The sequence below is a fragment of the Pseudomonas sp. Leaf59 genome (assembly GCF_920984685.1).
GTDB lineage: Bacteria > Pseudomonadota > Gammaproteobacteria > Pseudomonadales > Pseudomonadaceae > Aquipseudomonas.
This window is the reverse complement of record NZ_CAKLBR010000015.1, coordinates 24,837-49,536: the sequence shown is the minus strand read 5'-3', so window position 1 is coordinate 49,536 and position 24,700 is coordinate 24,837. Positions and strand designations below refer to the sequence as shown.

The following is a 24,700-nucleotide window of genomic DNA, read 5'->3' as shown; positions in this document are numbered from 1 at the left end:
CGGCTCGCCATGCCTAATGGCAGCGGTTACCAACCTTCTCGCAGGCCGGGGAGTGTTCAGACAAAGGATGAGGCTATGGTTCAAGTTCGCAAACTGGTGTTAGCAATAGCGGCCGCCTCGGCGCTGTCTTCCGGTATGGCGCAAGCGCTGCAGCTGGGGGAGATGACCCTCAAGTCCAAGCTGAACCAGCCGCTGTCGGTGGACATCGAATTGCTCGATGTCGGTGGCCTTACCGCCGCCGAAATCACGCCGAGCCTGGCGTCCTCCCAGGCCTTTGTCGATGCGGGCGTGGATCGTCAGGCGTTTCTCGATGACCTGACGTTCACCCCGGTGATCAACCCCAACGGCCGCAGCGTGGTGCGGGTCACCTCCAGCAAGCCGTTGCCCGATTCCTACGTACGTTTTCTGCTGCAGGTGCAGTGGCCCAATGGCCGCCTGATGCGTGACTACAGCGTATTGCTCGACCCGGCCAAGTTCGATCAGGCAACGCCGGCTGCTGCGCCCGCACCGCGTCTGTCGGCGCCCGCCGGCAGCGCTCCGGCTGCGGCACGCTCCTCGGCCCAGCACACCACCACGTCCCGCGACACCCTGTGGGAAATCGCGCAGAAGAGCCGCAATGGCGGCTCGGTGCAGCAGACCATGCTGGCCATCCAGGCGTTGAATCCTGACGCCTTCATCGATGGCAACATCAACCGTTTGAAGACCGGTCAGGTCCTGCGCCTGCCCGATGCCACGCAAAGCACCGCGTTGCCGCAACCTCAGGCGATTGCCGAGGTGCGTGCGCAGAACGAAGCCTGGCGCCAGGGCCGCCGCAGTGCGACCAATCAGCCCGCCGGCCGCCAGCAACTGGACGCCACCCGCCGCACCCAGGCGGGCAATGCCGCCGCGACCACCGACGCCAAGGACACCTTGAGCCTGGTCTCCGCCGAAGCCGCGCGCAAGGGCGCCAAGGGCAACGCCGGCGACAGCCAGGCCCTGGGCGAGAAACTGGCCGTGACCCAGGAACAGCTGGACACCACCCGTCGCGACAACGAAGAACTCAAGAGCCGCGCGGCCGACCTGCAAAGCCAGCTCGACAAGCTGCAAAAGCTGATTCAACTGAAGAATGATCAACTGGCCAGGCTGCAGGCTGAAAAAGGCCAGCCGGCCACGGCGACGGCGGCGATGCCGGCGCAGTTGGCAGCTGATCCTGCTGCTGACCCGGCGGCTGCGGATTCAGCGGCTGAAGCGCCTGCGACTCAAACCCCTGCCATGCCAGCGGCCCCCGCGTCTGCAACGCCTGCACCAGAGGTGGCCACGCCGGCGGCAACACCTGCCAGCACCGAAGGCAAGTTCAACGACCTGCTCACCAATCCCATCGTGCTCGGCGTCATTGGCGGTGCGGCCGGCTTGCTGGTGCTGTTGTTGCTGCTGCTGTGGGCGCGCCATCGCAATGCCCGGCTTGAAGAAGAAAAGCACCTGCGCATGGCCCGCGCGCTGGCCGAGGAGGCGGAATTCACGTCGAGCATCGACCGTGACCTGCCCTCGGACAGTTTCGAAGGCCTGGAAGTCGCACCGCCAAGTGTCAAGCTGGCCCCCGCGCCTGCACCCGTGGTCGAGCCGGTAGCCGTACCAACGGTGGCTTCGGTGCTTTCGCCGTTGGCCGCCGCGGTAAACCCGACCAATGCCAGTGGTGCCCTGGTACAAGCCCAGTCCCACATCGACCGTGGTCACTTGAACCAGGCGGCCGATGTGCTGGAGCAGGCGATCAAGCGCGATCCCAAGCGCAGCGACCTGCGCCTGAAGCTGATGGAAGTCTACGGCCTGCAGAACGACAAGGACGGGTTCGTGACGCAGGAGCGTCAGCTGGTAGCCACCGGTGAAAACCACGCCCAGGTCGAACAGCTCAAATCGCGCTTCCCGGCCATGGCCGTCCTCGCGGCGGGCGTGAGTGCCGCCGTTGCGGCTGCGGCGCTCGATGCCCAGTACGTCAAGGACCTGCTCGAAGAAAAGCCCGCGCCCGATGCAACAGCCGACGATTTCGACCTTAGCCTGGATGAGCTGGAAGCTGCTTCGCCCGCGGTAGTGACCGCCGATCAGCCGACCTTTGAATCGCTGTTGAAGCAACAGACCAACGACCAAGCCACGTCGAATGAAGGCTCGGACTTCGATCTGCAACTGGATCCGCCGTCCTCCCAGGCCGATGACGACTTTCTTTCCGGTCTTGAAGACCCGATGAACGTTGAACCGCCGCCCCTCAAACCCACTGCCGTGGATGACTTCGAGCTGCCGGAAGACTTCGACCTGTCCCTGGCCGATGAGCCTGAAGCGCCAGCGGCGTCCAAGCCGGATGCATTCGCCTCGGAACTGAATGATGTCAACGCCGAGCTCGATCGTCTGTCCCAGAGCCTGGAGCATCCGCCGATCGAGCCTACCTTTACCGCTGAAGACGCGGCGCTGGGCGATGACGAGCCGGAGTTCGACTTCCTCTCGGGCACCGATGAGGTTTCCACCAAGCTGGACCTGGCCCAGGCCTACATCGACATGGGCGATGCCGATGGCGCACGTGACATCCTGTCCGAAGTGCTGACCGAAGGCAGCGAAGAGCAGCGCAGCGAGGCCAAGGAAATGCTCGGCAGAATCTGAAGCCCGATGCAGGGGACGTGTGGGAGTGGGGGCTCCCTCCCACATTTGTATCAGCGTCCATTGCGAACAAAAGCGCCCCGGCTTCGTCCGTCGCCTTTATAATGCGCGCCTTTGCGCAACTCATCGGGCTCTCAGTTCTTGGCAAACATAGATAACGCGGCCGCCGAAATGGCGGCCGCAGGTTTTTACCGCATCGCCCTCGGCGTCGAATACAAGGGCTCGCGCTACCGCGGCTGGCAGCGTCAGGCGTCGGGTGTGTTGACGGTGCAGGAAACCCTGGAAAATGCCCTGTCCAAGGTCGCCGACTCGCCGGTGTCGCTGATGTGCGCCGGGCGTACCGACGCCGGTGTGCACGCCTGTGGTCAGGTGGTGCACTTCGATACCCAGGCCGAGCGCACCATGAAGGCTTGGGTGATGGGCGCCAATATCAATCTGCCCCACGACGTCAGTGTGACCTGGGCCAAGGTCATGCCTGCGCATTTTCATGCGCGTTTCAAGGCCATCGCCCGGCGTTACCGCTATGTGATCTATAACGACCAGATCCGCCCGGCGCACCTCAATCAGGAAATCACCTGGAACCATCGTCCGCTGGATGCCGAGCGCATGGCCCAAGCTGCGCAGCATCTGGTGGGCGTGCATGATTTCAGCGCATTCCGCGCCGGCCAGTGCCAGGCCAAGTCACCGATCAAGGAAGTCCACCACCTGCGCGTCACCCGGCACGGCAAGATGATCGTGCTGGATATTCGCGCCGGGGCGTTCCTGCACCATATGGTGCGCAACATTGCGGGCGTTCTGATGACCATCGGCACCGGCGAGCGTCCAGTGGAATGGGCCCGCGAGGTGCTGGAAAGCCGTGTTCGCCGCACGGGCGGCGTGACGGCCCATCCGTTTGGTCTATATCTGGTGGGCGTGGAGTACCGCGACGAGTTCGAGCTGCCGGAGCGCTTCATCGGGCCACACTTCCTCACAGGTTTCAGCGAACTTGGCGGCTGACGCCCGGAAAAGCTTTTGTTACCATCCGGGACTTTCTCGGTGCAATCCCTGAGGTTTCCAAGACATGTCAGCCGTTCGCAGCAAGATTTGCGGGATTACCCGCATGGAAGACGCGCTGGCGGCAGTCGAAGCGGGGGCGGATGCCATTGGCCTGGTGTTCTATGCCAAAAGCCCGCGGGCGGTGAACGTGTTGCAGGCGCGGGCGATCATTGCCGGGCTGCCACCGTTTGTCACCACCGTGGGGCTGTTCGTGAATGCCAGCCGCTGCGAGCTTGACGAGACCCTCGATGCGGTGCCTCTGGATATGCTGCAGTTTCACGGCGACGAAAGCCCCGACGAATGCGAAAGCTATCAACGCCCGTATATCAAAGCGCTGCGGGTCAAGGCCGGTGATGACATTGCCGCCGCCTGTGCCACTTATGCGGGCGCTCGCGGGATCCTGCTGGACACCTACGTCGAAGGCGTCCCGGGCGGCACGGGTGAAGCGTTCGACTGGTCGCTGATCCCCGAAGGGTTGAGCAAGCCGATCATCCTTGCCGGTGGCTTGAACTGCGCCAATGTCGCGGCGGCCATCGAACAGGTTCGGCCGTATGCCGTGGATGTGAGCGGCGGAGTAGAGCAGAGCAAGGGCATCAAGGATCACCACAAGATTCGCGCATTCATGCAGGCCGTGCGCGCGATGTGACGGCTGGCAGTCTGCCGCCGTCAGTAACTACCACTGTGTAACGCAGCATCGGCGCCGCCTGCGGGAGGGCCGGGAACGAAGTGACAACCCTGCACAGGCAGGTTGTCTGGAAGGCTGAGGATGCGGACGGGAAATGGCTGGTCGAACGTCTGACCCCGACCCGCCCGCGTCATCGCCACACATGAATTTAGCTCAAGGGCATACGCGGGGCTGTGTTCAAGCCACCGGTACTGGAGAAAGAAAGCATGAGCAACTGGTTAGTAGACAAACTGATCCCTTCGATCATGCGTTCCGAGGTGAAGAAAAGCTCGGTTCCTGAAGGTCTGTGGCACAAGTGCCCTTCCTGCGACGCGGTGCTGTACCGCCCGGAGCTGGAAAAGACCCTGGACGTTTGCCCCAAGTGCAATCACCACATGCGCATCGGCGCGCGCGCGCGCATCGACATCTTCCTCGACGCCGACGGTCGTAACGAACTGGGCGCTGATCTGGAGCCGGTCGACCGTCTCAAGTTCCGCGACGGCAAGAAGTACAAGGACCGCCTCACTGCTGCGCAGAAGCAGACCGGCGAGAAAGACGCACTGATTTCCGTCAGTGGCAAGCTGCTGGGCATGCCGGTGGTGGTCTCGGCCTTTGAATTTTCCTTCATGGGCGGTTCCATGGGTGCCATCGTCGGTGAGCGTTTTGTGCGCGCCGCCAATTACGCGCTGGAAAACCGTTGCCCGATGATCTGCTTCGCCGCCTCCGGGGGGGCGCGCATGCAGGAAGCCCTGATTTCCCTGATGCAAATGGCCAAGACCTCCGCGGTGCTGGCGCGTCTGCGTGAAGAAGGCATTCCGTTTATCTCCGTGCTGACCGACCCGGTCTACGGCGGTGTTTCCGCCAGCCTGGCCATGCTCGGCGACGTGATCGTCGGCGAGCCCAAGGCCCTGATCGGCTTTGCCGGCCCGCGCGTGATCGAGCAGACCGTGCGCGAAAAGCTGCCGGAAGGCTTCCAGCGTAGCGAATTCCTGCTGGAGCACGGTGCAATCGATCTGATTATCCCGCGCGGCGAGCTGCGTCCACGCCTGGGCAACCTGCTGGCACAAATGATGGGGCTGCCGACACCGGTGTACGTCGCGCCTAAAATCGAACCGATCGTCGTGCCGCCGGTGCCTGCAAACCTATGACCCAACGTACCCTGGGCGAATGGCTCGCCTACCTTGAGCAGTTGCATCCGTCCGCCATCGACATGGGCCTGGAGCGCTCGCAACAGGTAGCGACCCGCCTCGGGTTGGGCCGGCCGGCGCCGCGTGTGATCACGGTGACCGGCACCAACGGCAAAGGCTCGACCTGCGCCTTTGTCGCGGCGCTGCTTCAGGCTCAAGGCCTGAGCGTCGGCGTCTACAGTTCTCCGCACCTGCTGCGTTACAACGAGCGGGTGCAGCTCAACGGGGTCGAAGCCACCGATGAGCAACTCTGTGAAGCGTTCGCCGCACTTGATGCCGGACGTGGCGAAATCTCCCTGACCTACTTCGAGATGGGCACCCTGGCGGCGTTCTGGCTGTTCGAGCGTGCGCAACTGGATGTGGTCGTGCTGGAAGTGGGCCTGGGCGGTCGTCTGGACACGGTCAACGTGGTGGATGCCGACCTGGCGCTGGTGACCAGCATTGGCGTTGACCATGTCGACTACCTGGGCGATACCCGCGAATCGGTGGCTTATGAAAAGGCCGGTATCTTCCGTGCGGGCAAGCCTGCGTTGTGCGGTGATCTGGATCCGCCGCAACCCTTGCTCGACAAGGTGCGTGAGCTGGAATGCCCGTTCTTCCTGCGTGGTCGCGAATTCAGCCTCGACATCGGCGAGCAGCACTGGCAGTGGCGCGGGCGCGATGCGCGCGGAAAAACGGTTGAGCTGCACGATTTGCCGCTGTTGAACCTGCCGATGGAAAATGCCGCGCTTGCGCTGCAGGCCTATCTGTTGCTGGACCTGCCATGGGATGCTGCGCAGATTGCCGCGACATTGTTGGCGACCAGGGTCGTGGGGCGTCTGGATCGTCGTGCAGTCGAGTGGCAGGGCAAGCGTCTGAACCTGCTGCTGGATGTGGGGCACAATCCCCATGCGGCGCAGTACCTGGCGCAGCGCCTGGCGCGCACGCCGCCGCAGGGGCGACGACTCGCCGTATTCGGTCTGTTGGCTGACAAGGACCTCGATGGCGTGGTTGCGCCGTTGCTCGACAGTGTCCAGGCGTGGGCGGTTGCGCCGCTGGATACGCCGCGCAGTCGACCGGCGGCGGAGTTGGAACTGGCCTTGCAGAACCTTGGTGCGCGCGTGGCGTCGTATGCAAGCCTGACCGCAGCCCTTGAGGCCCAGTGCGCGGTGGCAACGACCGAGGACGAGATTCTGTTGTTCGGATCATTTTATTGTGTTGCCGAGGCGCTTGAGTGGTTGGCCCGGCGTCCCACGGAGGAAGCTGCACATGGCATTACTGGATAGCGCATACAAGCAGCGAATGGTCGGAGCTCTGGTGCTGGTGGCGTTGGCGGTGATTTTCCTGCCGATGCTGTTTTCCCGTCAGGACGAACAGCGCCAGGTAGTCGTCGAAGCCCCGGCAGCGCCCCAGGCGCCCGCCGTGCCTCAGGTGCAGGTCGAGCCGGTGGTGGTGCCCGAGCCGCAGGCATTGCCCGAAGACGAGCCGGTGCCTGTCGAAGAGCCTGCTGCTGCGCCGTCAGCGCCTTCCGCGCCCGTGCAACAGAGCGTGCCGGTGGTCAAGCCAGCGCCTGCGGTGGCGGCCAAGCCCGCCGCGCCGACACCTGCGCCCAAGCCGGTCACACCGCAACCGGCAGCGCCGGGCAAGCCGGATGTGGGGCAGAGTCGTATCGACCCCAATGGCCTGCCGATCAGTTGGTCGATCCAGGTGGCCAGCCTTGGCAATCGCGAAGGTGCCGACGCGTTGCAGAAAAAACTGCGCAGCCAGGGTTACAACGCCTATATCCGCAGTGCCGATGGCAAGAACCGCGTGTTTATCGGGCCGCTGATCGAGCGCGCCGAGGCGGATCGCCTGCGGGACCTGCTGGATCGTCAGCAGAACCTGAAGGGGTTCGTGACCCGCTTCCAGCCTGAGCGCGGCTGATTTCAGCCTGGAGTGCAATCAACTGTGGGAGGGGGCTTGCTCCCGATGACGATGTAGCAGTCAGCCTGTTCAGTGACTGATACACCGCCATCGGGAGCAAGCCCCCTCCCACATTGTTTTTTACGGTGGCCTTGAAAGGGGCTTTGCCCGCTACACATCATTGATTTGCAAAGCGCTCGCAAACACCGCTTACCGACAGCCCGGCGCTCTGCTAAAATGCGCCGCCTTATCCGTCCGTAGGCTCTAACGTGCCATTTACCTGGGTTGATTGGGCGATTGTTGCCATCGTCGCCATCTCTGCTTTGATCAGTCTGAGCCGCGGCTTCGTAAAAGAAGCGCTGTCGTTGCTGACCTGGATCATCGCAGGAGTCGTAGCCTGGATGTTCGGGGGGTCACTGTCGGTTTATCTGGCCGGCTACATCGAGACACCTTCGGCCCGCGTCATCGCGGGCTGCGCCATCATGTTCATCGCCACGCTGCTGGTGGGGGCAATGGTCAATTACCTTATTGGCGAATTGATACGCGTCACCGGCCTTTCCGGGACCGATCGATTTCTCGGCATGGCTTTTGGCGCGGCGCGTGGCGCGTTGTTGGTGGTGGTGGCGGTCGGGCTGTTGAGCCTGGGACCGGTTCAGCAGGATGCGTGGTGGCAGGAGTCGGTGCTCGTGCCAAAATTTCTTTTGGTTGCAGACTGGTCCAAGAACCTCATATTGGGGTGGAGCAGTCAGTGGCTGGCCAGCGGAATCAGCGTACCCGCTGATCTTCCGTTCAAGGAACACCTCTTACCGGCCAAAACGCCTCAGTAAGCAGGGTTCAGTCAAGATTCATTAAGTAGGGGTTGCGTCGCATGTGTGGCATCGTCGGTATCGTCGGTAAGTCGAACGTGAATCAGGCGCTGTATGACGCGCTAACCGTCCTCCAGCACCGCGGCCAGGACGCTGCCGGTATTGTGACCAGCCACGACGGCCGGTTATTCCTGCGCAAGGACAATGGCCTGGTGCGTGACGTGTTCCACCAGCGTCACATGCAGCGCCTCGTCGGGCACATGGGCATTGGCCATGTGCGTTACCCGACTGCCGGCAGCTCGACGTCGGCCGAAGCTCAGCCGTTCTACGTCAACTCGCCGTACGGCATCACCCTGGCGCACAACGGCAACCTGACCAACGTTGAACAGTTGGCCAAGGAGATTTACGAATCCGACCTGCGCCACGTCAACACCAGTTCCGATTCGGAAGTGCTGCTCAACGTGTTCGCCCATGAGCTGGCCCAGCGCGGCAAGCTGCAGCCTACCGAAGAAGACGTGTTTGCCGCTGTGATCGACGTGCACAACCGTTGCGTCGGCGGTTACGCCGTGGTGGCGATGATCACCGGTTACGGCATCGTCGGTTTCCGCGACCCCCACGGCATCCGTCCGATCGTGTTCGGTCAGCGTCACACCGACGAAGGCGTCGAGTACATGATCGCATCCGAAAGCGTGTCGCTGGACGTGCTGGGCTTCACCCTGATACGCGACCTCGCGCCGGGCGAAGCGGTGTACATCACCGAAGATGGCAAGCTGCACACCCGTCAGTGTGCAGTGGCGCCGAAGCTGACCCCGTGCATCTTCGAACACGTCTACCTGGCCCGTCCGGACTCGATCATCGATGGCGTCTCCGTCTACAAGGCGCGCCTGCGCATGGGCGAGAAGCTGGCCGACAAGATCCTGCGCGAGCGTCCCGAGCACGATATCGATGTGGTGATCCCGATTCCGGACACCAGCCGCACCGCCGCCCTGGAGCTGGCCAACCACCTGGGCGTCAAGTTTCGCGAAGGCTTTGTGAAGAACCGCTACATCGGCCGCACCTTCATCATGCCCGGCCAGGCTGCGCGCAAGAAATCGGTGCGCCAGAAGCTCAACGCCATCGAGCTGGAGTTTCGCGGCAAGAACGTAATGCTGGTGGACGATTCCATCGTGCGCGGCACCACGTGCAAGCAGATCATCCAGATGGCCCGCGAAGCCGGTGCGAAGAACGTGTACTTCTGCTCCGCCGCGCCTGCCGTGCGTTACCCGAACGTGTATGGTATCGACATGCCGAGCGCCCATGAGCTGATCGCTCACAACCGTTCGACCCAGGACGTGGCCGACCTGATCGGCGCCGACTGGCTGATCTACCAGGACCTGCCGGACCTGATCGAGGCCGTCGGCGGTGGCAAGATCAAGATCGATCAGTTCGACTGTGCCGTGTTTGACGGCAAGTACGTGACCGGCGACGTCGACGATGCCTACCTGAACAAGATCGAGCAGGCGCGTAACGACTCGTCGAAGGTCAAGACCCAGGCGGTCAGCGCGATCATCGATCTGTATAACAACTGAGTAAACACCGGCCCTGAGGGGCCGGTTTTGTATCTTAAATAAAGAATTTCGAGAGTAAGGAGTCGCAGCATGAGTCAGGAATGGGATGCCGGTCGGCTGGACAGCGACCTCGACGGCGTAGCTTTCGATACCCTGGCTGTGCGCGCCGGCCAGCACCGTACGCCGGAAGGTGAGCACGGTGATCCGATGTTCTTCACCTCCAGCTACGTATTCCGCACGGCCGCCGACGCTGCCGCGCGCTTTGCCGGCGAAGTGCCGGGCAACGTTTATTCGCGCTACACCAATCCGACCGTGCGTGCATTCGAAGAGCGTATTGCCGCGCTGGAAGGCGCCGAGCAGGCCGTGGCCACGGCCACCGGCATGGCGGCGATCCTGGCGGTGGTGATGAGCCTGTGCAGCGCCGGCGATCATGTGCTGGTGTCGCGCAGTGTGTTCGGTTCGACCATCAGCCTGTTCGAAAAGTATTTCAAGCGCTTCGGCATTGAGGTGGACTACGTGCCGCTGGCGGACGTGTCCGGCTGGGATGCGGCGATCAAGGCCAATACCCGGTTGCTGTTTGTCGAGTCACCGTCCAACCCCCTTGCCGAACTGGTGGATATCGCCGCGTTGGCCGAAGTGGCTCATGCCAAGGGCGCGATGCTGGTGGTCGACAACTGCTTCTGCACGCCGGCGCTGCAACAGCCGCTGAAGCTGGGTGCCGATATCGTCGTGCACTCGGCGACCAAGTTCATTGACGGCCAGGGCCGCTGCATGGGCGGAGTGGTGGCCGGTCGTGGCGAGCAGATGAAGGAAGTCGTCGGCTTCTTGCGCACTGCCGGACCGACCCTCAGCCCGTTCAACGCGTGGATTTTCCTCAAGGGCCTGGAAACCCTCGGCCTGCGCATGAAGGCCCATTGTGCCAATGCCCAGGCCCTGGCCGAGTGGCTGGAGCAACAGGACGGCATCGAAAAGGTGCACTACGCCGGCCTCAAGAGCCACCCGCAACACGCATTGGCCCAGCGCCAGCAGCGCGGTTTCGGGGCGGTGGTGAGTTTTGAAGTGAGGGGCGGCAAAGAGGGCGCCTGGCGCTTTATCGATGCAACGCGTCTGATCTCGATCACCGCGAACCTGGGTGACAGCAAGACCACCATTACCCACCCGGGTACCACGTCCCACGGCCGTCTGGCCCCGCAGGAGCGTGAAGCGGCGGGCATTCGTGACAGCCTGATCCGTGTTGCGGTAGGCCTGGAAGACGTGGCTGATTTGCAGGCAGACCTGGCCCGCGGGTTGGCTGCCTTGTGATCGAGTGGTCCACCGAGGTCGCAGTGGCCAGTAATGGGCGTGTCGCGCTGGTAACCGGCGCAGCTCGCGGGATTGGTCTGGGCATCTCTGCATGGCTGATCAGCGAAGGCTGGCAGGTGGTGTTGGCCGACCTGGATCGCGAGCGTGGCTCCAAGGTGTCCAGGGTGCTCGGCGACAATGCCTGGTTTATCACCATGGACGTGGCTGACGAGAAGCAGGTGGTTCAGGGTGTTGCGCAAGTGCTGGGGCAGTTCGGGCGTCTGGATGCGTTGGTGTGCAACGCCGCGGTGGCCGATCCGCACAATATCACCCTGGAAAGCCTGGACCTGGCCTACTGGAACCGCGTGCTGGCGGTGAACCTCAGCGGGCCGATGCTGCTGGCCAAACATTGCGCGCCTTACCTGCGTGCCCATGGGGGCGCCATCGTCAATCTGGCGTCCACCCGCGCCCGTCAATCGGAGCCGGACACCGAAGCCTATGCGGCGAGCAAGGGCGGCCTGCTGGCCTTGACCCACGCCCTGGCGATGAGTCTGGGGCCGGAGGTGCGGGTCAATGCGGTGAGCCCCGGCTGGATCGATGCGCGGGATCCCTCGGCGCGGCGTGCCGAGCCGCTGAGCGATGCTGATCATGCCCAGCATCCGGGGGGCAGGGTGGGCACTGTGGAGGATGTAGCGGCGATGGTTGCGTGGTTGCTGTCACGTCAGGCCGGGTTTGTGACCGGGCAAGAGTTCGTGGTGGATGGTGGCATGAGCAAGAAGATGATTTACAGCGAGTGAGGCGAGCTGGCGCTTGAAGCAATTTTGTCTTTTTCAGGAAAACTTCAAGCAGGCTATTGACTTAGGTCTGCTATCTGCGTAAATTTCGCGGCCTCAACGAAGCAAAGGGTGATTAGCTCAGCTGGGAGAGCATCTGCCTTACAAGCAGAGGGTCGGCGGTTCGATCCCGTCATCACCCACCACTTCTTGAGAGTTTTGCTTACGGGCAAGACGCAACGTTAAAGGTTGCACCGACGCGCAGCGGTAGTTCAGTCGGTTAGAATACCGGCCTGTCACGCCGGGGGTCGCGGGTTCGAGTCCCGTCCGCTGCGCCATATTTTCCAGGTTCGAATGGTCGGGCTTGAGATTGAACAGCCTAGGCTGATCGATCAGATGTTTAAAGACGGTTGAGGGCTTCACGCTTAACCGGTCAAGCGATACGCAGCGGTAGTTCAGTCGGTTAGAATACCGGCCTGTCACGCCGGGGGTCGCGGGTTCGAGTCCCGTCCGCTGCGCCATATCTGCTTCAAGGCCCGCTGAACGCCTTCAAGCGCAAAGAAAGCCGTTGGCTGCTTTGATCCGATAGCAAAGACCCTGGTCGAGAGACCGGGGTTTTTTGTGTCTGCGATTTGGTTATGAGCGGCGGGCGGGGCTCACAGCGCAACCTGATGAAACGTGTAGTTGGGCTGAGGTGGGTGCAAGGCGTACTCGGGTCGGCCGAGGGAGCCGTAAACCGGCTCCCGCTTTATGTCAGAACCCCAGCTTATCCCGCAGCCCGTAGTACCAGGCACCCAGCGCGGCGAACGGTGTACGCAGCATCTGCCCACCGGGGAAGGGGTAGTGCGGCAGGTCGGCGAACGCATCAAAGCGTTCCGCCTGACCGCGCAGGGCTTCGGCCAGCACTTTGCCTGCCAGGTGCGTGTAGGTCACGCCGTGGCCGCTGCAGCCTTGGGAGTAATAGATGTTGTCGCCCAGGCGGCCCACCTGAGGCAGGCGCGACAGGGTCAGCAGGAAATTGCCGGTCCAGGCGTAGTCGATCTTTACGTCCTTGAGTTGCGGAAACGCCTTGAGCATTTTCGGACGAATGATCGCTTCGATATTCGCCGGGTCGCGCGCGCCATAGACCACGCCGCCGCCGAAGATCAGACGCTTGTCACTGGTGAGACGGTAGTAGTCGAGCAGGTAGTTGCAGTCTTCTACGCAGTAGTCCTGTGGCAACAGGCTCCTGGCCAATTCATCGCCCAGGGGGGCGGTGGTGATCACTTGCGTGCCGCAGGGCATCGACTTGGCGGCCAACTCCGGCACCAGGTTGCCCAGGTAGGCGTTGCCCGCGACAATAATGAACTTGGCCCTGACTTTGCCTTCGGCTGTATGCACCACCGGATTGGCGCCGCGCTCGATACGCAGAGCGGCAGATTGTTCGTGGATCGTACCGCCCAGGGACTCAACGGCGGCCGCTTCACCCAGGGCCAGGTTGAGCGGATGGATGTGCCCGCCGCTCATGTCCAGCAGGCCGCCGACATAGTTGTCGCAGCCCACCACTTCGCGGATGCGGCGCTCGTCCAGCAGCTCCAGTTGCGTATGACCGTAGCGCTCCCACAGGCGTTTCTGCGACTCGAGGTGGCTCATGTGCTTGCTGTTGAGTGCAGCGAATACGCCGCCGTTCTTCAGGTCGCACTGGATCTGATACTTGGCCACGCGCTCACGAATGATCCTGCCGCCCTCGAATGCCATCTCGCCCAGCAACTGCGCCTGCTTGGGGCCGACGCTGCGCTCGATCACGTCGATATCGCGACTGTAGCTGTTGACGATCTGCCCACCATTGCGGCCCGATGCACCGAATCCCACTCTGGCGGCCTCCAGCACCGTGACGCGAAAACCGTTCTCCAGCAGAAACAGCGCGCTGGAAAGGCCGGTATAGCCGGCGCCGATCACACAGACATCGGTTTCGACTTCACCTTGCAGCATCGGACGAGGCGGAACCGCATTGGCGGATGCGGCGTAATATGACTGGGGATAGGGGGTGTTCGCCATCCTGGAACCTCTGTTTTATATTTTTTACGAGTGCCGCGATCCTACCTGAGTTGAAAATTGCCCGCCAGCCACCGGGAAAACACGGGCGTGCGTTCCGAAAATAAAAAATTCGCATATTCATGGGGTTAGCTGCGAAAAAGAGGTTGACACACCTTCGGAATTCCGTAGAATGCCGCCTCACAGCAGGCACGTAGCTCAGTTGGTTAGAGCACCACCTTGACATGGTGGGGGTCGTTGGTTCGAGTCCAATCGCGCCTACCAAACAAAATCCGCTCTGCTGGGCGGTCTGGAAGGGCTCACCGAAAGGTGGGCCCTTTTTTGTTGTCTTGCATTTGGGTCAATCAAAACGCCCGAAGAGTCGTCTCGGGCGTGTTGTGTATCAAGCGGTGGTGCTGACCATCGAGCCCGAACTGCTCTTGCCCTCACTGGTAACAGCCTGCAACAAGGCTGCGCTCACGGTCTGCAAAGCAGCTGATGTGCTTGCCACCTGCACTTGCGCTGCTGCGATCGTCACGGCCTTTGCCTCTGCGTTTTCGTTACTGGACTGCGCTTTTTGCAGCGCCTGCTGTTGCTGCAGGAGCTGCTTTTGCAACTGTTCGATTTGTTTTTTCAGTTCCTTGATCGTTTCCGACTCTTGCTTGGCCGGAGGCGCATCGCTACCGCCCACGCCGGTCGAACCTTTAGCGTCATGGTCAAGGCTGACCGTCAGGCTGCCTGGGCTGTCAGCTTTCGCGGCATCAGTCGTGTCTTTGGACGCCGGTGGGGTGGGGACCGAGGCTGGAATATTAAGATTGATCAGCATGAAAAGTACCCGGTTATGAGGTGTCCGATTAAATCGACCCGTGGCCGACTTACTTCAGCGCGACTCCTGTCCCGCCAGAGGAGCGTCCTGCATTAACGTGACAGTCTTTGTGTCGCGATTTGATGGCGGGAGAGGGATGTTGATGCTTTTACCGGCGTCGACAAGGGACCGAACTGAAGGCGCAAGCTCGTGCATGGCCCCTGAACCGGGCTATGCGTTGCCAGGCCGCTTAGAGTGCTGTGTAGAGGTGGCAACCCCAATCAGCAGAAAAGCGAAGCCACCGCTAACAGGCAGATAATTTGCGCAACCAATTGGCACCGTATTTCGCCATTTGTTGTTGCCATGCCACTCATTTGTCCGGCATACATGATCGCTACCTTTTTGGCTGAATCACCGTGAGCCCGGTGTGGGAACGCGTCGTTACTGCGCTGAGTATAGGCCTTGAAATTAAAGTCGTAATAATGGTGTTTGCACTGAACTCAGGAGAGGGCAATGGAGCTGGCGATGGAGGTGTCGTTCGACGTAACGGAGCAGGAGCGTGAGGCGATTCTCAAGCCGCTGAGGGCTTACAACCTCAGTTACACAGGCAGTATGCCATTTGAAACCGTGGGCATCCTGCTACGCGATCCTGCCACTGATGAGGTGGTGGGCGGACTCTACGGAAAAATTTCCTACGGATGGCTGTTCATCGAGCTGCTGAGCATCCCCGATCAGATGCGCACCCAGGGCACCGGCACGCGCTTGATGCGTACTGCCGAAGACCTTGCCCAGCAGAAAGGCTGTACCGGGATCTGGCTGGACACGTTCAGCTTTCAGGCGCCCGGGTTTTATCGCAAGTTGGGGTTCACTGAGGTGGGCCAGATCATTGATTACCCGCCGGGTCACCGGCGCCACTTTTTCCAGAAGCGCCTGCGCTGAAACGCCACACCGCTTCGTGCGGCGCCGTGCGCGTCAAATCAGCTGACTGGCCGCCGGTTGCGTCAGGTGATCAAAACCCGGCCAAGGCCGAAGGTGATGGCGCAGGCCAGTGACGTCATCGCGAACGCTGTCGCGACGTACCATTTGATGAGATTCAGCTCCGTGGTTGCCAGGTCCGCCTTGGTCGCGAAGTGCTTTTCGATGGCGCTGGAGTGTTGCTCCATGGCGTCAGTCCTGCTCGAAACGGCGAATAGTTTTTCTTTCATCTCAGCCAGCCCTTTTTCCAGTAGGCCCATGCGTTTTTCCATGCCTGAGCCTCCGTCATGACCTCCACCGTCTCCGCCTTGAGCCGGGATGTTCAGCGTGTTTACTGCTGCGAATTGATACTGTTTCTTCTCCAAAGCCGGACACCTGTGTTTTGAACAATGTGAGATAGCGTTTGGGAGATCAGAATAGTGGGTGTTTGACCGGTCGGTGACCGCAAGTGTTTTGCAAAATACCACCGAGGTTTCGGTGTCGCGCTCAGTCTTCCCGCCGAGGGAACACCAACTCGAAAGACGTCACTCCGGCTTCGCTGCTTACGCTGTATCGGCCGTTATGCAACTGCATGATGGTCGCCACAATTGACAGCCCAAGCCCGTTGGACTGGGCCGAGCGCTCTCGAGACGCGTCCACCCGATAGAACCGCTCGAACAAGCGTGGCAAATGCTCGGCTGGAATGGTCGTGCCCTGGTTGCTGACTTTCAGATGAACGCCCTCTGTGTCGGGTATCGCCTGGATCAGCAGGTCGCAGTCGGGCGCGCCATATTTGATGGCGTTGGCGCACAGGTTGGCCAGCGCACGTCGCAGCAGCATCGGTTCCGCCCAGATCACGCCTTCGCCCTTGGCCAGAATGCGCATGCCCGCATCACCGGCCAGGCCCTCGAAGTAATCGGCCATGCGCTGTACTTCATCGGCTGCGCTCAATTCCTGTCGTTGGCGCAGGGCACTGGCGGGATCGGTGCGGGCCAGGAACAGCATGTTGTCGAGCATCCGCGCCAGGCGTTCCAGCTCTTCGACATTGGATGCGAGCAGTTGCTGGTAGCTCTCGATGCTGCGGTCCTGTTGCAGGGCGACCTGGGTTTCTCCCAGCAGGTTGTTGATCGGTGTGCGCAGTTCATGGGCCATGTCGGTGGACACCTGGCCCAGTTGCACGAAGCCCTTGGCCAGACGCTCCAGCATGGTATTGAACGACTCGATCATTGGCAGCAATTCCCTGGGGGCACCACGACCGTCGAGGCGTTCGGCCAGGTTGCTCACGCCGATGCCGTGCGCATGCCGGGCCAGACGCCGCAAGGGCAGCAGCCCACGGCGCACCAGTATGTAGCCCACCACGGCGAGGATGAGCGCCGCGATACTGGCCAGGATATAGACGCTCAACCGGTAACTGGCGAGCACGGCGGTGCGCTCGGTCATCAGGCGCCCGCTGGTCACTTGCAGGCTGCCCAGGTCGCCGGAGTCGATGGAGGCGGCGACGGTTGAAAAGGGTACGCCATTGATTCCCGGGAGGTGTTGTACGTCGCTCAATGTGAGGATGTGGTCTTTGGGCACCGGATTGACGGGAGGCAGCTCGATGTTCGCGGGGTTTACCAGCAGCAGCGGTTTTTGCCCTGGTGCGGCAATGCTCAGCACCGATTCGCGATTGCCCAGCATATTCTGGAACAACTCCGGTTTGGTGCGGATCAGGTCCAGGGTGTTGCTGTCGTTGAGCAGGTTGCGCAGTTGATCGACCCGCGATATCAGCGCAGCGTCGTCGCGGCGCACCAGTTCCTGTTCCAGCTCGCGGTAAAGTGCTACGCCAAGGGAGGTCAACAGGGCGAAGGCGAGCAGGGCAAAGATCAACGCCAGGCGTAGCGTGAGGGAGTAAGGGCGGCGGCTCATGGCTGGGTATCGAAGCGGTAGCCAATGCCACGCACGCTGTGAATCAGTTTGAGCTGGAAAGGGTCGTCGATTTTCAAACGCAGGCGCCGCACGGCCACGTCGACCACATTGGTGTCGCTGTCGAAATTCATGTCCCACACCCGCGAGGCGATCAGCGAGCGCGACAGTACCTGGCCGGGGTGGGTGGCAAACAGGTGCAGCAGGGCGAACTCCTTATTGGTCAGGGTGATCCGCGTGCCGGCGCGGGTGACGCGGCGTTTTAGCACGTCTATCTGCAGATCGGCGATGTTCAGCTGTTCTTCTTCGCGGCTCGGGCCTCGCCGGGTCAGCGTGCGCAGGCGTGCGACCAGTTCGGCGAACGAGAAAGGCTTGATCAGGTAGTCATCGGCGCCCAGTTCCAGCCCTTTGATGCGGTCTGCGATGTCGTCGCGGGCGGTGAGAAACAGCACGGGCGTGTCCGCTTCCGTGCGCAGGCGCCGCAGTACCTCCCAGCCATTCATTTTCGGCATCATCACATCCAGCACTATGACGTCGAACGGCGTTTCCAGCGCCTGGTGCAAGCCGTCCACACCATCGCGCGCGAGGCTCACGGAATAACCCAGTTCCTGCAAGCCGTTGAGCAGATAATTACCGGCCTTGGGTTCGTCTTCGACGACGAGGATGTTCATGGGAGTTGCCCTGTTTCAGTAGGTGGCGCCAGTTTAGCGTGATCAATTCTCACTGGGGCAACCGATGGCTTGCACCTTATAGTCCAGCACGTGTTCGCGGTTCTGGTGATCGAGGTAGCGCAATTGCGCGGGCACGATGCCGCACTGGCCATACGTGTCGCTGCTCGACAGTTGCCTGGCGATATCCAGATGCACGAAGAAGCCGGTTTTATCGTGGATTACCCTTGTATCTGAGGCGGGCTCGGCTGCGAACACCGAAGCGGTGACGAGCAAAGCGGCAAAACCTGCGGCAAATCGTTTCATGTTGGTTCCTCTCTCAGAAGTCGGCTGCCGGGCCTGGCAGTGAGTTCACAGTAACCAGGCGATCCGAACAGACGGCCAACAGGACGATGACAAGTTCGTAATGAAAGGCCCGCAGTGCCGATGACGTTTACAAGCGTCAGGCTGGGCCGTAGATTGCATCGGGCCGATTACGCCTACAGCTCAAGAGGAAGCCACGCAGTGTCCATCCAAGGTTCAGCTTTACCTGCACGACCGTACCGCGCCTTTCTGTTCGATATGGACGGGACCTTGCTTAACTCCATCGCCGCCGCAGAGCGGGTGTGGAGTACCTGGGCCGAACGTCACGGTCTGGATGTGGCGGCGTTCCTGAAGACGATCCATGGCGCGCGTGCAATCGATACGATCACGCGCCAGGCGCTGCCCGGTGTGGATCCCGACGTGGAGGCACAATGGATAACCCAGGCCGAACTCGATGATGTCGACGGTGTTGTGGCGATACCTGGCGCAGTTGAGTTCCTCAATGGCCTGCCGGGTGATCAATGGGCGCTGGTCACGTCTGCGCCCAGAGCGTTGGCATTGCGGCGCCTGCACGCCGCGGGTATTGCCCCGCCGGCTGTGCTGGTGACGGCGGAGGATGTCGCCCGAGGTAAACCGGACCCTGCTTGCTACGTATTGGGAGCGCAACGACTTGGCGTACCCGTCAAGGATTGCCTGGTTTTCGAGGATGCGACGGTCGGAATTCGAGCCGGGGAGGCAGCGGGAGCGGACGTGATGGTCGTGACCTCGACCCACCTCACGCCAATGGTGACGGCGCACGCCTGCATCGATGGCTATGAGCACATTCACGTTCAACGTGACAGTGAGGGTTTGCTTTACCTGCGGAGCCTGGCGAGTTGATACGAGAAGATCGAGTCGATTATCGGTCTAGGCCTTTCACACTGTCGGAATGATCGGGTGGCGTGTGCAGCCGGCTGTTTTTCAATCCCTGACGCGAAAGCACCATTTCTCTGAGTATCTCATTGGCAAGACGGGCAATGGCTTGCTCGCCATTGTAGTGAGCGCGGACGATGCCGGTAATCGCGAAGTGGTCGGTTTCGGGACTGCTGAGCATGGCTGAAAGCGTGCCATCGGCATGCAGCGTGCAGGTGATCCGATAGCTGGGCAGACGGGCTGCCAGTGCGGCTTCGATTTGGGATTTATTGAGCGTTTCCATCTGTTTCAGCGCCCTTTACTGACCGTGCAAACCCAAGCATAGGCGCTGTTGCATGGCTGTAAATACCGGCGATCAGATAGCTCTCAACCTGCAGATTTTTGCCGCGCACGTTGAATGGCGTGCTGGCACAACTTGCGTTGCACTGTCTTCTGAAGTGGCTTGAGGCAAAACACGAATAGATAAGCGCCCAGCAGCAATGCCAGATCCAGCCACGAAGGGGCATCGGCGCCAGCCACTTCGAACCTCAAGCCAAATTCCACACCCACGAAGACCAGTCCGATCAGCAGGACAATCATCCAGGAATGGAGGGCAAAGTGTTTCGTTGAGGAATACCTCATCGACAGGCTCCCGAGTTTGCTTGGGCAGTAGTGAGTACTATCAGGAGTTGGGCTGGGGATCGCGCAACAAGTTCCGGGCATGGGAACAGTTTCATCTTCGGCGAAGACGAGAGCAGGAGCATGAAAAAAGCGCGATTGAATGGAATGGGTCTTCGCCAGCCGTGACAGTGAACGAAAAGGCTGGCTACTGAGTGCGCTTCAAGGCGTCTGGTTTTTTTCCGGAGCGGTAAGGCCTTCCTGGATGCGCTTATAGATCTCTTCACGATGCACGGCAACGTCTTTGGGAGCATTGATGCCGATTCTTACTTGCTGGCCGCTGACGCCCAGAATGGTGATCGTAATGTCATCACCGATGTTTATGCTTTCACCAACTTTGCGGGTGAGTATCAGCATGGACTTCTCCTTGATTACTTTTAAGGACACATGTTTCAGACAGGGCAGGTGTCGGATGTGTGTAGCTTACTGCTAAGCGCTTCCCTGTGACTGCCTCTTTTAGGACGCATAGAGGCGACATTAATTCCCATGGCGGCATCATACAGGTCTGCGATACATCATTCGCATTGTTTAAGCCAAGGTTTATGAAGGCCAGAATAGACAGTGGATGATAAAGTTGCCTCTTTTCCTTAAAGGAGCAGGGCAGTGCGTAAAGTAGCGATGGCAATGGCGGTGGTGGCATTGGCCGGTTGCGGTGAGGGTAAGCCTGTCGAGGCGCCCAAGGCCAGAGCTGCCGCGAGCCAGAGCCAACCGCAGAGCGGTGCGATTGCCGCCCAGGAATGGGACCTGCGCGTAGGCCCGCCAGACCACAAGTTACAGGCGATCACCGACCTGACAGCCTGGTTGCTGGAGCATGGTTTCAGTTTTTATATCGTCAAGGTGGACGGCAAGGACGAGGTGCTGCTCGGGCCGTTCGCCAGCAAGGCTGAAGCTGAAGCCAGGCAGGCATTGCTCGCGGAGAAAATGGCCCGCGCCAAGAAAACCGATACCGTGTCGGAAATCATCGAGCACAAGGCGGCGCAGTAACGCCAATTGGGCGGGCTCCCGCCCAGTTTCAGCCGCAGGCTTTCAGGTTCACCGGGCCGACAAACGCATTGCCGCGCCCCATTACACAGGCAACGGTCTGGTTACGCTGGCGCTCCCAGGTTTGTACCGGATAGGTCTTGTTCCAGGCTTCATACAGCTGCCGGTCCTGCTTCGACAGGCGCAACCCGTATTGTTTACTCATATAAAAATAGGTTCGAGCAATCATGCCGCGAATCGACGGTCGTGGCATGACCTTCTTCGCCTTGAAGTCGACCTGGGTCAGGCATGAGCCGTATTGCCCGTTCTGCACCGGCAACCAGCCAAAACTGAAGTTGTTACGATCACCATTGACCTCACCGATACTCGGCACCAGGTTATGCAGGTCCGCCTCGGCGCGTTGGAACACAGCGTCATGGCGCGTACAGTTCTTGCGCCCGCCGTTTTGCCAGCACTGGCGCTGATGCCCGATCTGCCAGGCAGGAACGATGTGCTCCCACTCGATACGTGCGGCGCGACTGGCATTTTTGCGCGGGATGTAACCGCAGGCTTTCAGGTCGACACGGTTGCCGGTGTATTTGCAGCCGCAATAGAACTCGGTGGATTGCGGAGCGTAGAGTTTCCAGGCGACTTTCTTGGCTTCACTGAACGTTCGGGGTGCCTGGGCGTGGGCGGTGATAGCGAATAAAAGGCAACAGACAGCAATAAAACGGACACTCATTGAATCAATCTTCCTTCGGCACAACCCAGAAAATCTGCACACCGCCATCGTCCCGATAGGCGAGGGTGACGTTGTCGTTTTCCGCGATTTCCTCCAGCAAACGTGCCCATTCATCCTCAGGTTCTTCCGGCAGGCGGAAGATCAAAGCTGCCTTGGCTCTTTGCGCATTGGTCGAATTGATGATTTTTTGCACGCGAACGGCCAGTTGCTGATAGGCGTCCGGCGCTGTTGCAACGGCGGGAGAGGACTTTGCCACGGAGTATTCCTTAATAAGCTGTACACACATACAGTATTTAACTGTAGGCAATTTCGCAACTGCTTAACATCCGAGAGGTCCGTCTGACGGTAATTTACGGTGCTTGGTGCAGGAGCGAGCAAACTCGCTCCTGCAGGGTAGCGTCAGGAATCAATATTCCCAGAATATCCGTTGCAGTTCCTTGCTGTCCTGGGTCCGGGTCAGCGCCACCATCGCCAGAATCCGCGCTTTCTGCGGGTTCAGGTCCAGGGCGGCAACCCAATCGTATTTGTCGTCAGGCTGTTCGGCGTTGCGCAGCACCATGCCGCCGGCGTTGACGTGGGAGGAGCGGATGATCTGCACGCCCTGCTTGCGCAATTCCACCAGCGCGGGAACCACTTTGGACGACACCGAGCCATTGCCAGTGCCAGCGTGGATGATGGCTTTGGCGCCGGCCTGAGCCAGGGCCTTGTAGGCGGTATCGCTCACGTTGCCGTAGCCGTAGGCAATTTCCACATCCGGCAGGCTTTTGATGGTCTTGATATCGAATTCCGAATCCATGGTGTGGCGCTTGGCAGGCAGGCGGAACCAGTAGGATTTGCCTTCAACCACCATGCCCAGCGGGCCCCACGGACTCTTGAACGCTTCAGTCTTGATGTTGATCATCTTGCTGACATCGCGCCCCGACTGAATTTCGTCGTTCATCGTCACCAGCACACCTTTGCCGCGTGCTTCTTTGCTGCTTGCCACGGCAACGGCGTTGTACAGATTGAGCATGCCATCGGCCGACATGGCAGTGCCTGGACGCATCGAGCCGACCACCACGATAGGTTTGTCGGTCTTTTCGACCAGATTGAGGAAGTAGGCGGTCTCTTCCAGGGTGTCGGTGCCATGGGTGATCACGATGCCGTCGACGTCCTTGCTGTCGGCCAGTTCCGCGACGCGTCGGCCCAGCTGCAACAGGTTGTCGTTGTTGATGCTCTCAGATGCAATTTGCATCACTTGTTCACCGCGAACATTGGCAATCTGACTAAGCTCAGGAACGCCTGCTATCAGTTGTTCGATGCCGACTTTGGCCGCCTGGTAGGTGGCACTGTTGGCCGCACTGGCGCCGGCGCCAGCAATGGTGCCGCCGGTGGCGAGAATCACTACGTTGGAGAGTTTGGTGTTGGTCTCGACTTCCTTTGCCTGGGCGGCAACGGGGAACAGCAGCAGGAGGGCCAAAGCGCCCGGGACAAAAGTTTTCAATGCAGATTTCATTATTTTTCTCTCTGGTTTTTGATGAGTGCTGTTGCAGGTTCATCTAGAACCCTCGGACGTCTCTGAGCGCGTCGAGGTGCAGGGGAAGAGCAGGATTTGTACCAGCCTGATTTTGCTAGGCGACATAAATTAACTTTTTGATTTAAAACAACTATTTTTGAATTTTTGGGTTGGGGAACAGCGTGTCTGTCCGGCTTTCCGAACAATTGGGCGATAGCGCGTTCGGTTGTCCGACAATACCCGGCGTCTGCTGCCGTGTGCTGAGCGACGGGCAAGCAGCAGCCTGTCGTGTTAAAGAACGAGCTGGCGCAGGCGAGGTTTAAAGGGCAGAGCAGACGAACCGCAACGTCGCGTGCTGGAGGGTTGAATGAAAGGCACTTTTCCGGCGTTGACAAATCTCGACAAGGTTCTCATAGTTCGATTAACGCAAACGTTTGCGAGATATTTCGTTGCAAGCGTTGCTTACAATAATCATAAGATCGGAGTGAACCCATGAAGCTGCCATTCGCTGCACGTCTTCTCGCTGTCGCTGTGCTTGCTGCCGCATCCGCTGCTCTGCCTCTCTCCTCTGCATTCGCCGATGACGCCGCCGCCAAACCCAAGGTCGGCCTGGTGATGAAGTCTCTCGCCAACGAATTTTTCGTGACCATGCAGGAGGGCGCCAAGGCCTATCAGAAAGAGCATGCCGCCGACTTTGACATGATCACCAACGGTATCAAGAACGAGACCGACACCAGCGCCCAGATCGATATCGTCAACCAGATGATCCTCGCCAAGGTCAACGCCATCGTTATCGCCCCCGCCGACTCCAAGGCGCTGGTCACCGTGCTGAAGAAAGCCTCCGATGCCGGCATCAAGATCGTCAACATCGACAACCGTCTCGACCCGGACGTACTGAAAAGCAAAAACCTGAACATTCCATTCGTAGGCCCGGACAACCGCAAGGGCGCCAAGCTGGTGGGTGATTACCTGGCCAAGCAACTGGCTTCGGGTGACAAGGTCGGCATTATCGAAGGCGTACCGACCACCACCAATGCCCAGCAGCGCACCGCAGGCTTCAAGGACGCGATGGACGCTGCCGGCATGAAGATCGTTTCCACACAATCGGGCAACTGGGAAATCGACCAGGGCCAGAAAGTGGCATCGGCCATGTTGAGCGAATACCCGGACCTCAAGGCGCTGCTGGCCGGTAACGACAACATGGCCCTCGGTGCTGTGTCCGCAGTTCGTGCGGCAGGCAAGGCCGGCAAGGTGCTGGTGGTGGGCTATGACAATATCGAAGCCATCAAGCCGATGCTGCAGGATGGCCGCGTCCTCGCAACGGCCGACCAGGCTGCCGCTCAGCAAGCCGTTTTCGGTCTGCAGAACGCGCTCAAGCTGGTCAAGGGTGAAACAGTCGATGCCAAGGACGGCGTGATCGAAACCCCGGTCGAACTCGTCCTCAAGAAGTAATCCCGGCAGCACCCAACAGCGCCCGCTTGTCCTGAGCGGGC

Annotated in this window: 26 protein-coding genes and 4 tRNA genes; 18 read left to right on the top strand and 12 right to left on the bottom strand. The window is 60.4% G+C overall.

Annotation, left to right across the window (positions count from 1 at the left end):
* Positions 1 to 75 precede the first annotated feature (75 nt).
* The 13 genes from LUB09_RS16485 (at position 76) to LUB09_RS16425 (ending at position 12,317) form a co-directional block, all read left to right on the top strand.
* Positions 76 to 2,625, top strand: coding sequence for a FimV/HubP family polar landmark protein (locus LUB09_RS16485; protein ID WP_231423063.1), 2,550 nt, complete (start codon positions 76 to 78; stop codon positions 2,623 to 2,625).
* A 168-nt stretch (positions 2,626 to 2,793) separates the two neighbouring features.
* A complete protein-coding gene (gene truA, locus LUB09_RS16480) occupies positions 2,794 to 3,618 on the top strand; it encodes a tRNA pseudouridine(38-40) synthase TruA (protein ID WP_209990423.1) in 825 nt (274 codons plus the stop codon).
* 64 nt (positions 3,619 to 3,682) lie between these two features.
* A complete protein-coding gene (locus tag LUB09_RS16475) occupies positions 3,683 to 4,303 on the top strand; it encodes a phosphoribosylanthranilate isomerase (RefSeq protein WP_231423062.1) in 621 nt (206 codons plus the stop codon).
* 245 nt (positions 4,304 to 4,548) lie between these two features.
* Positions 4,549 to 5,469, top strand: a complete 921-nt coding sequence (gene accD, locus LUB09_RS16470) for an acetyl-CoA carboxylase, carboxyltransferase subunit beta (protein ID WP_003234319.1) — start codon at positions 4,549 to 4,551, stop codon at positions 5,467 to 5,469.
* Positions 5,466 to 6,773, top strand: a complete 1,308-nt coding sequence (gene folC / locus LUB09_RS16465) for a bifunctional tetrahydrofolate synthase/dihydrofolate synthase (RefSeq protein WP_231423061.1) — start codon at positions 5,466 to 5,468, stop codon at positions 6,771 to 6,773. Before accD ends, folC begins: the two co-directional genes overlap by 4 nt.
* Complete coding sequence (locus LUB09_RS16460; RefSeq protein WP_231423060.1) at positions 6,757 to 7,410, top strand: SPOR domain-containing protein; 654 nt, start codon at positions 6,757 to 6,759, stop codon at positions 7,408 to 7,410. Before folC ends, LUB09_RS16460 begins: the two co-directional genes overlap by 17 nt.
* Before the next feature lie 248 nt (positions 7,411 to 7,658).
* A complete protein-coding gene (locus tag LUB09_RS16455) occupies positions 7,659 to 8,216 on the top strand; it encodes a CvpA family protein (protein ID WP_003234314.1) in 558 nt (185 codons plus the stop codon).
* Between the two features lie 41 nt (positions 8,217 to 8,257).
* The gene (purF, locus tag LUB09_RS16450) at positions 8,258 to 9,763 is read left to right on the top strand and encodes an amidophosphoribosyltransferase (protein WP_003234313.1); all 1,506 of its coding nucleotides are present in this window, start codon (positions 8,258 to 8,260) and stop codon (positions 9,761 to 9,763) included.
* A gap of 69 nt (positions 9,764 to 9,832) precedes the next feature.
* Complete coding sequence (locus tag LUB09_RS16445) at positions 9,833 to 11,044, top strand: O-succinylhomoserine sulfhydrylase (protein ID WP_231423059.1); 1,212 nt, start codon at positions 9,833 to 9,835, stop codon at positions 11,042 to 11,044.
* A gap of 23 nt (positions 11,045 to 11,067) precedes the next feature.
* On the top strand, positions 11,068 to 11,820 hold the full coding sequence (locus LUB09_RS16440; RefSeq protein WP_373460628.1) for an SDR family oxidoreductase: 753 nt from the start codon (positions 11,068 to 11,070) through the stop codon (positions 11,818 to 11,820).
* Positions 11,821 to 11,926: 106 nt separating this feature from the next.
* A tRNA-Val gene (locus LUB09_RS16435) sits at positions 11,927 to 12,002 on the top strand.
* A 55-nt stretch (positions 12,003 to 12,057) separates the two neighbouring features.
* Positions 12,058 to 12,134: transfer RNA gene (locus LUB09_RS16430), tRNA-Asp, on the top strand.
* Positions 12,135 to 12,240: 106 nt separating this feature from the next.
* A tRNA-Asp gene (locus LUB09_RS16425) sits at positions 12,241 to 12,317 on the top strand.
* Positions 12,318 to 12,549: 232 nt separating this feature from the next.
* On the opposite strand, the gene LUB09_RS16420 is transcribed toward LUB09_RS16425, so the two are convergent.
* Positions 12,550 to 13,833 carry an NAD(P)/FAD-dependent oxidoreductase gene (locus LUB09_RS16420; protein WP_209983159.1) on the bottom strand — a complete coding sequence of 428 codons (1,284 nt, stop codon included), beginning with the start codon at positions 13,831 to 13,833 and terminating at the stop codon, positions 12,550 to 12,552.
* 184 nt (positions 13,834 to 14,017) lie between these two features.
* On the opposite strand from LUB09_RS16420, the gene LUB09_RS16415 reads away from it, so the two are divergent.
* Positions 14,018 to 14,094: transfer RNA gene (locus tag LUB09_RS16415), tRNA-Val, on the top strand.
* A gap of 118 nt (positions 14,095 to 14,212) precedes the next feature.
* Here the strand turns inward: LUB09_RS16415 and LUB09_RS16410 are convergent.
* The gene (locus LUB09_RS16410) at positions 14,213 to 14,635 is read right to left on the bottom strand and encodes a hypothetical protein (protein ID WP_209983136.1); all 423 of its coding nucleotides are present in this window, start codon (positions 14,633 to 14,635) and stop codon (positions 14,213 to 14,215) included.
* A gap of 492 nt (positions 14,636 to 15,127) precedes the next feature.
* Here LUB09_RS16410 and LUB09_RS16405 point away from each other — a divergent pair, with 492 nt between their 5' ends.
* On the top strand, positions 15,128 to 15,553 hold the full coding sequence (locus tag LUB09_RS16405) for a GNAT family N-acetyltransferase (RefSeq protein ID WP_231423058.1): 426 nt from the start codon (positions 15,128 to 15,130) through the stop codon (positions 15,551 to 15,553).
* Between the two features lie 62 nt (positions 15,554 to 15,615).
* Here the strand turns inward: LUB09_RS16405 and LUB09_RS16400 are convergent, their stop codons facing one another.
* The 4 genes from LUB09_RS16400 to LUB09_RS16385 form a co-directional block, all read right to left on the bottom strand.
* Positions 15,616 to 15,861, bottom strand: a complete 246-nt coding sequence (locus tag LUB09_RS16400) for a hypothetical protein (protein WP_231423057.1) — start codon at positions 15,859 to 15,861, stop codon at positions 15,616 to 15,618.
* A 214-nt stretch (positions 15,862 to 16,075) separates the two neighbouring features.
* Positions 16,076 to 17,473, bottom strand: a complete 1,398-nt coding sequence (locus LUB09_RS16395; RefSeq protein ID WP_209983130.1) for a heavy metal sensor histidine kinase — start codon at positions 17,471 to 17,473, stop codon at positions 16,076 to 16,078.
* Positions 17,470 to 18,141 (bottom strand): heavy metal response regulator transcription factor, encoded by a 672-nt coding sequence (locus LUB09_RS16390; protein ID WP_209983129.1) that lies wholly within the window; start codon positions 18,139 to 18,141, stop codon positions 17,470 to 17,472. The genes LUB09_RS16395 and LUB09_RS16390 overlap by 4 nt, the downstream gene beginning before the upstream one ends.
* Positions 18,142 to 18,183: 42 nt before the next feature.
* Positions 18,184 to 18,444, bottom strand: a complete 261-nt coding sequence (locus LUB09_RS16385; RefSeq protein ID WP_209983127.1) for a DUF2790 domain-containing protein — start codon at positions 18,442 to 18,444, stop codon at positions 18,184 to 18,186.
* Between the two features lie 198 nt (positions 18,445 to 18,642).
* On the opposite strand from LUB09_RS16385, the gene LUB09_RS16380 reads away from it, so the two are divergent.
* A complete protein-coding gene (locus tag LUB09_RS16380; RefSeq protein WP_231423056.1) occupies positions 18,643 to 19,320 on the top strand; it encodes an HAD family hydrolase in 678 nt (225 codons plus the stop codon).
* Positions 19,321 to 19,339: 19 nt separating this feature from the next.
* On the opposite strand, the gene LUB09_RS16375 is transcribed toward LUB09_RS16380, so the two are convergent.
* From LUB09_RS16375 to csrA, 3 genes are all read right to left on the bottom strand, one after another.
* On the bottom strand, positions 19,340 to 19,636 hold the full coding sequence (locus LUB09_RS16375) for a hypothetical protein (RefSeq protein ID WP_231423055.1): 297 nt from the start codon (positions 19,634 to 19,636) through the stop codon (positions 19,340 to 19,342).
* Positions 19,637 to 19,719: 83 nt separating this feature from the next.
* Positions 19,720 to 19,974: a hypothetical protein gene (locus LUB09_RS16370; RefSeq protein WP_231423054.1), complete on the bottom strand. Its 255-nt coding sequence runs from the start codon at positions 19,972 to 19,974 to the stop codon at positions 19,720 to 19,722.
* 198 nt (positions 19,975 to 20,172) lie between these two features.
* Complete coding sequence (csrA, locus tag LUB09_RS16365) at positions 20,173 to 20,367, bottom strand: carbon storage regulator CsrA (protein ID WP_209983119.1); 195 nt, start codon at positions 20,365 to 20,367, stop codon at positions 20,173 to 20,175.
* 246 nt (positions 20,368 to 20,613) lie between these two features.
* Here csrA and LUB09_RS16360 point away from each other — a divergent pair, with 246 nt between their 5' ends.
* Positions 20,614 to 20,994 carry an SPOR domain-containing protein gene (locus LUB09_RS16360; RefSeq protein WP_209983117.1) on the top strand — a complete coding sequence of 127 codons (381 nt, stop codon included), beginning with the start codon at positions 20,614 to 20,616 and terminating at the stop codon, positions 20,992 to 20,994.
* Between the two features lie 28 nt (positions 20,995 to 21,022).
* Here the strand turns inward: LUB09_RS16360 and LUB09_RS16355 are convergent, their stop codons facing one another.
* The 3 genes from LUB09_RS16355 to LUB09_RS16345 all read right to left on the bottom strand — a co-directional run bounded on the left by LUB09_RS16355 (position 21,023) and on the right by LUB09_RS16345 (position 23,207).
* Positions 21,023 to 21,712 (bottom strand): endonuclease, encoded by a 690-nt coding sequence (locus LUB09_RS16355; protein WP_209983115.1) that lies wholly within the window; start codon positions 21,710 to 21,712, stop codon positions 21,023 to 21,025.
* Between the two features lie 4 nt (positions 21,713 to 21,716).
* Entirely contained in the window at positions 21,717 to 21,968 is a 252-nt protein-coding gene (locus LUB09_RS16350) for a DUF1654 domain-containing protein (RefSeq protein WP_209983113.1), read from the bottom strand.
* 150 nt (positions 21,969 to 22,118) lie between these two features.
* The gene (locus LUB09_RS16345) at positions 22,119 to 23,207 is read right to left on the bottom strand and encodes an asparaginase (protein WP_057008010.1); all 1,089 of its coding nucleotides are present in this window, start codon (positions 23,205 to 23,207) and stop codon (positions 22,119 to 22,121) included.
* Positions 23,208 to 23,699: 492 nt separating this feature from the next.
* Between LUB09_RS16345 and LUB09_RS16340 the strand changes: the two genes are divergently transcribed.
* On the top strand, positions 23,700 to 24,659 hold the full coding sequence (locus LUB09_RS16340; RefSeq protein ID WP_209983111.1) for a sugar ABC transporter substrate-binding protein: 960 nt from the start codon (positions 23,700 to 23,702) through the stop codon (positions 24,657 to 24,659).
* Positions 24,660 to 24,700 lie beyond the last annotated feature (41 nt).

Excerpts from the sequence above, each read along its gene's own strand:
- LUB09_RS16485 (WP_231423063.1), top strand. The coding sequence starts at position 76 with ATGGTTCAAGTTCGCAAACTGGTGTTAGCAATAGCGGCCGCCTCGGCG.
- truA (WP_209990423.1), top strand. The coding sequence starts at position 2,794 with ATGGCGGCCGCAGGTTTTTACCGCATCGCCCTCGGCGTCGAATACAAG.
- LUB09_RS16475 (WP_231423062.1), top strand. The coding sequence starts at position 3,683 with ATGTCAGCCGTTCGCAGCAAGATTTGCGGGATTACCCGCATGGAAGAC.
- accD (WP_003234319.1), top strand. The coding sequence starts at position 4,549 with ATGAGCAACTGGTTAGTAGACAAACTGATCCCTTCGATCATGCGTTCC.
- folC (WP_231423061.1), top strand. The coding sequence starts at position 5,466 with ATGACCCAACGTACCCTGGGCGAATGGCTCGCCTACCTTGAGCAGTTG.
- LUB09_RS16460 (WP_231423060.1), top strand. The coding sequence starts at position 6,757 with ATGGCATTACTGGATAGCGCATACAAGCAGCGAATGGTCGGAGCTCTG.
- purF (WP_003234313.1), top strand. The coding sequence starts at position 8,258 with ATGTGTGGCATCGTCGGTATCGTCGGTAAGTCGAACGTGAATCAGGCG.
- LUB09_RS16445 (WP_231423059.1), top strand. The coding sequence starts at position 9,833 with ATGAGTCAGGAATGGGATGCCGGTCGGCTGGACAGCGACCTCGACGGC.
- LUB09_RS16420 (WP_209983159.1), bottom strand. The coding sequence starts at position 13,833 with ATGGCGAACACCCCCTATCCCCAGTCATATTACGCCGCATCCGCCAAT.
- LUB09_RS16410 (WP_209983136.1), bottom strand. The coding sequence starts at position 14,635 with ATGCTGATCAATCTTAATATTCCAGCCTCGGTCCCCACCCCACCGGCG.
- LUB09_RS16405 (WP_231423058.1), top strand. The coding sequence starts at position 15,128 with ATGGAGCTGGCGATGGAGGTGTCGTTCGACGTAACGGAGCAGGAGCGT.
- LUB09_RS16400 (WP_231423057.1), bottom strand. The coding sequence starts at position 15,861 with ATGGAAAAACGCATGGGCCTACTGGAAAAAGGGCTGGCTGAGATGAAA.
- LUB09_RS16395 (WP_209983130.1), bottom strand. The coding sequence starts at position 17,473 with ATGAGCCGCCGCCCTTACTCCCTCACGCTACGCCTGGCGTTGATCTTT.
- LUB09_RS16390 (WP_209983129.1), bottom strand. The coding sequence starts at position 18,141 with ATGAACATCCTCGTCGTCGAAGACGAACCCAAGGCCGGTAATTATCTG.
- LUB09_RS16385 (WP_209983127.1), bottom strand. The coding sequence starts at position 18,444 with ATGAAACGATTTGCCGCAGGTTTTGCCGCTTTGCTCGTCACCGCTTCG.
- LUB09_RS16375 (WP_231423055.1), bottom strand. The coding sequence starts at position 19,636 with ATGGAAACGCTCAATAAATCCCAAATCGAAGCCGCACTGGCAGCCCGT.
- LUB09_RS16370 (WP_231423054.1), bottom strand. The coding sequence starts at position 19,974 with ATGAGGTATTCCTCAACGAAACACTTTGCCCTCCATTCCTGGATGATT.
- csrA (WP_209983119.1), bottom strand. The coding sequence starts at position 20,367 with ATGCTGATACTCACCCGCAAAGTTGGTGAAAGCATAAACATCGGTGAT.
- LUB09_RS16355 (WP_209983115.1), bottom strand. The coding sequence starts at position 21,712 with ATGAGTGTCCGTTTTATTGCTGTCTGTTGCCTTTTATTCGCTATCACC.
- LUB09_RS16345 (WP_057008010.1), bottom strand. The coding sequence starts at position 23,207 with ATGAAATCTGCATTGAAAACTTTTGTCCCGGGCGCTTTGGCCCTCCTG.
- LUB09_RS16340 (WP_209983111.1), top strand. The coding sequence starts at position 23,700 with ATGAAGCTGCCATTCGCTGCACGTCTTCTCGCTGTCGCTGTGCTTGCT.